Genomic DNA, 3,834 nt, shown 5'->3' with positions numbered 1-3,834 from the left:
GCCGCCTGGCCGGCTGCCTCCAGCTGCCCGATCTGCGCCTCCGCCGCCTTCAGCTGCTGCAGGCCCGGCTCCAGCTGCGCCTTGCCCGCGTCCAGCTCGGCCTGGGCGTCCTCCAGCCGTTGTGCGGCGGCTTCGAGCTTCTCCTCGCCGTCGGCGATCGTCCCTGGCGCCTTGTCCAGGGCGGCCTGCAGTTCCACCGGGTTCGTGGCGTTCTTGACCGCGTCCAGCTTCGTCAGGTCCGCGGCGATGGCCGCGATGGCGTCCCGGTGCCCGGCGGTGAACGCGCGGCCGTCCGCCGTCGTGAACACGATGGTGCCGAGGCCGCCCGAGGCGGCCGGCATTTTCTCCCGCAGGTCGTCCGCCACCGCTTGGGCGGGAGTGCCGGGAATGGTGAAGCTGTTGGAGAGGGTGCCCATGAAGGCAGCGACGGATCCGCCGACGGCGACCATGACCACCAGCCACGCGGAGACGAACCACCAGCGTTTCCGCGCGGCGAGCTTACCGAGTCTGTAAAGCAGCGAAGCCATGGGGTCAGTCCTTGGGATGGGGGTTGAAGCCGCTGCGCAGCATGTCAAGGCTCTCGAGCAACTGCTGGCGGAAGGCCGACGGTTCGGGTGCCCCGCCGGCGGGGGTTTGGGTTGCGGCCATGCGCATGGCCGCCTGCGCGCAGGCGATCAGCGATCCGGCAAGCGCAGTGACCATCAGCTCGCCGGCGCTGTCCGGCAGCCGGGGGCGCAGCCCGTCTTCGAGCGACTGCCTGGCCTGGCTCCAGGCTTGCAGTTGCACGCGCTCCAACTGGGCATCGTCTACACCCATCTGGTAGATCTCGCACAGCAGCGCAAGCCGGCCCTGGCTGATCTCGCCTCCGAAAGTGGCCAGGACCGCGTCCATGATTGGTTCGTCGTCCGGCCGCTCATCGAGCCGCTTGAAGGACTCGGCCAGGAATTCTTCCACCGGCCGCGTGACCGCCGCCTCGACGGAGGGGAAGTAGTTGAAGAAGGTCCGGCGCGAGACGCCCGCCTCTGCTGCCACCTGGTCCACCGTGAAGCCGCCCGGCCCCTGTTCCCTGGTCAGCCGCAACGCGGCCGCGGTGATGGCGCCCCGCGTAGCCGCCTTGTTTCGTTCACGGAGCCCTTCCGGGGGCACCGGAGTTCCTGCGCTCATCGGGCCAGTGTAGGACTAAGTTGCACACCATGCAAAGTTGCCTGCTGTGCACAAACATTTCAGGTGTGGCCGGGTCCTCGGCTAAATTAGTGAGGGTGCCCTTTTTCGAGGACACCCACGGCACCATTGCCGACGCCAACTAGTCTCCTAGGACGTGCATGTCTCCGCGCACCCTGTTCCGTACCGTCGCCTTCGCCGAGGCCGTGACGTGGACGCTGCTGTTACTGGCCCTGCTGCTGCGGGCGCTGGTGCCTGAAGCACGCCTGGCGGTCAGTATCGCGGGCGGCCTGCACGGCTTTGTCTTCCTCTGCTACGTCGTCAGCACCTGCTTCACCTGGGTGAACCAAAAGTGGTCTGCGGGCCGCGGCATCCTGGCCGTGGTCTCCGCCGCCATTCCGTATGCGACGATTCCCGTCGAGAAGTCGATGGACCGCCACGGCCTGCTCGGCGACGTGTGGCGGCTCGGCGCCGGCGGTGACGCCCCGCGCGGTTTCCTCGAGAAGCTGCAGGCGGCCGTGCTCGCCCGCCCGTTGGCGGCCATCGCCGTCGTCATAGCAGCCGTTGCCGCCGTCTTCGGCTTGCTGCTCTACATGGGTCCGCCGGATACCTGGTTCGCCTAGCACCGGACCGCAACCGGACCACATCGGCGAGGAGCCGCCGGCGCCGTTTTCGGGCCGGCGGCTCCTCACTGCCGTTTTTATCTCCTAGTGGTGGCCGTGGCCGTTGTCGTCGTCGCAGCGGAACTTGACGCGGTCGCTCGACACCCATCCGTCGGCGCGGCTGTAGCTGACCGCCTTGTACGTCTTGCCGCACTTCAGGTCGTCGCCACGGACGGTGAATTCGCCGTCATCGGTCCGGACGCGGAAATGATCCACGACCTTGTGCTTGGTCACGTTGATGATCCAGACGTGGACGCGGTTCGCTTCGTAGCCCTCGCCCCTTACCCGGTAATCGCCGTCATCATAGATGCGCAGCGACAGCTCGGCGTCGCCGTTGCCGTGGTCGCCTTTGTCTTCGTGGGAATGCGAAGCAGGCACCGCCACGCTGGTGGCACCGGCCGGTGCCGCCACGCCGATTGATGCGAGAAGTCCCAGGAGTACGCCGGTCACCATCAACCACACGCGCAGTCTTGCTGAAGTTTTCATTGCTGAGAGTGCTTCCGTGCTTTTCCGGGAGGCCAGGAACGCGGAAGGCGCGTCCGCCTGTCGTCGATGAGCGGCTTGGCGGGCCCCCCGGCTTCCTATCGCCGCTGCCGCTCACTGGTGCCGGAAAAAAGACGGGACTGCCCCCGGCCCAACAGAAGTTACTTGAGGTTGCCATCCCTCGGGAGGATCCTGCCTCCGTGCCCCGCGCCGTGCCCCGGCGGTGCGGTTGGCACTTCTACAGCGTAGTGGAAACAGGTATCGCCGGGTACCCCGTCACGCGGTTTTTCCGCGCGGGATCGTCGCGGCAGGACCCGCCGCGCTCAGCCCTTCGGCTTCCAGATGTTGATGTCGGAGTCCACCGCGAACCGGTTGATCGCGTCGGCTTCCTCGGTGGTGAAGTCCAGTTTGGCCACGGCGGCGAGGCTGTCCTCCAGCTGCTGCACGCTCGAGGCCCCGATCAGGGCCGAGGTGACGGGGGCGCCCTTGGCTTGCCGGCGAAGCACCCAGGCGATGGCCAGCTGCGCCAGTGACTGGCCGCGGTCCGCCGCCAGCTGGTTCAGTCCGCGGACGCGGTCCAGATTCTCGTCGGAGAGCATCTGCGGGAACAGCGACTTGTCCTGTGCGGCGCGGGAGTCACCGGGGATGCCGTTCAGGTAGCGGTCGGTGAGCATGCCTTGGGCCAGCGGTGAGAACGCGATGCACCCCATGCCTTCGTCGTCCAGGACTTCCAGCAGGTTCGGACTGCCGCCTTCCACCCAGCGGTTGAGCATGGAGTACGAGGGCTGGTGGATCAGCAGCGGGGTCCCCAGCGCGCGCATGATCCGTGCGGCCTCCCGGGTCTGCTCGGGGGTGTAGGAGGAGATGCCCGCGTACATGGCCTTGCCGGAGCGGACGGCCTGGTCCAGCGCGCCCATCGTCTCTTCCAGCGGCGTGTTCGGGTCCGGCCGGTGGCTGTAGAAGATGTCCACATAGTCCAGGCCCATCCGCTTCAGCGACGCGTCCAGGCTGGAGAGCAGGTATTTGCGCGAACCCCACTCGCCGTACGGGCCGGGCCACATCAGGTAGCCGGCCTTGGTGGAGATCACCAGTTCGTCCCGGTAGGGGAGGAAATCCTGGCGCATGTGCCGGCCGAAATTGGTTTCGGCGCTGCCCTCCGGCGGGCCGTAGTTGTTGGCCACATCGAAGTGCGTCACCCCGAGGTCGAAGGCCCGGCGCAGGATGGCGCCCTGCACTTCGAACGGCTTGTCGTCGCCGAAGTTGTGCCAGAGGCCCAGCGAGACGGCGGGCAGCTTCAGCCCGCTGCGGCCCACCCGGCGGTAGGGAATGTTCTGGTACCGGTTCTCTGCAGCCTCATACGCCATCCCTTCATCATGCCATCGTGCGGCTACCGGTCCCTACCGGCAATGATCCTGCCCACAACAGCGGGGAGGGCGGCGCTGACAGCGGAGGCGGCCAGGGGTGCACCGGGTGACGACGACGGCGTTGCCCGCCCGCGGCGGCTCTCCGTCCCGCGAGGCTGCGGCTG

The 3,834-nt window shown here is 67.6% G+C and carries 4 protein-coding genes and 1 pseudogene; 1 reads left to right on the top strand and 4 read right to left on the bottom strand.

Going from position 1 to position 3,834, the window contains the following annotated elements; genetic code table 11:
- Positions 1 to 527: pseudogene (locus AC5RV2_RS15720) on the bottom strand (MMPL family transporter); the annotation flags it as partial.
- Between the two features lie 4 nt (positions 528 to 531).
- Positions 532 to 1,164 (bottom strand): TetR family transcriptional regulator, encoded by a 633-nt coding sequence (locus tag AC5RV2_RS15715; protein WP_494093107.1) that lies wholly within the window; start codon positions 1,162 to 1,164, stop codon positions 532 to 534.
- Positions 1,165 to 1,322: 158 nt separating this feature from the next.
- On the opposite strand from AC5RV2_RS15715, the gene AC5RV2_RS15710 reads away from it, so the two are divergent.
- Positions 1,323 to 1,784, top strand: coding sequence for a DUF3817 domain-containing protein (locus AC5RV2_RS15710; RefSeq protein ID WP_494093106.1), 462 nt, complete (start codon positions 1,323 to 1,325; stop codon positions 1,782 to 1,784).
- A gap of 84 nt (positions 1,785 to 1,868) precedes the next feature.
- Here the strand turns inward: AC5RV2_RS15710 and AC5RV2_RS15705 are convergent, their stop codons facing one another.
- Both AC5RV2_RS15705 and mgrA read right to left on the bottom strand, forming a co-directional pair.
- Positions 1,869 to 2,309 (bottom strand): hypothetical protein, encoded by a 441-nt coding sequence (locus tag AC5RV2_RS15705; protein ID WP_494093105.1) that lies wholly within the window; start codon positions 2,307 to 2,309, stop codon positions 1,869 to 1,871.
- Positions 2,310 to 2,629: 320 nt separating this feature from the next.
- Positions 2,630 to 3,670 (bottom strand): L-glyceraldehyde 3-phosphate reductase, encoded by a 1,041-nt coding sequence (gene mgrA / locus AC5RV2_RS15700; protein WP_494093104.1) that lies wholly within the window; start codon positions 3,668 to 3,670, stop codon positions 2,630 to 2,632.
- Positions 3,671 to 3,834 lie beyond the last annotated feature (164 nt).

It is taken from the genome of Arthrobacter sp. Y3225116 (assembly GCF_059091245.1).
Note: the sequence above shows the minus strand (reverse complement) of the source record. Positions and strands in the feature narration are given on the sequence as shown.

Excerpts from the sequence above, each read along its gene's own strand:
- AC5RV2_RS15705 (WP_494093105.1), bottom strand. The coding sequence starts at position 2,309 with ATGAAAACTTCAGCAAGACTGCGCGTGTGGTTGATGGTGACCGGCGTA.
- AC5RV2_RS15715 (WP_494093107.1), bottom strand. The coding sequence starts at position 1,164 with ATGAGCGCAGGAACTCCGGTGCCCCCGGAAGGGCTCCGTGAACGAAAC.
- AC5RV2_RS15710 (WP_494093106.1), top strand. The coding sequence starts at position 1,323 with ATGTCTCCGCGCACCCTGTTCCGTACCGTCGCCTTCGCCGAGGCCGTG.
- mgrA (WP_494093104.1), bottom strand. The coding sequence starts at position 3,670 with ATGGCGTATGAGGCTGCAGAGAACCGGTACCAGAACATTCCCTACCGC.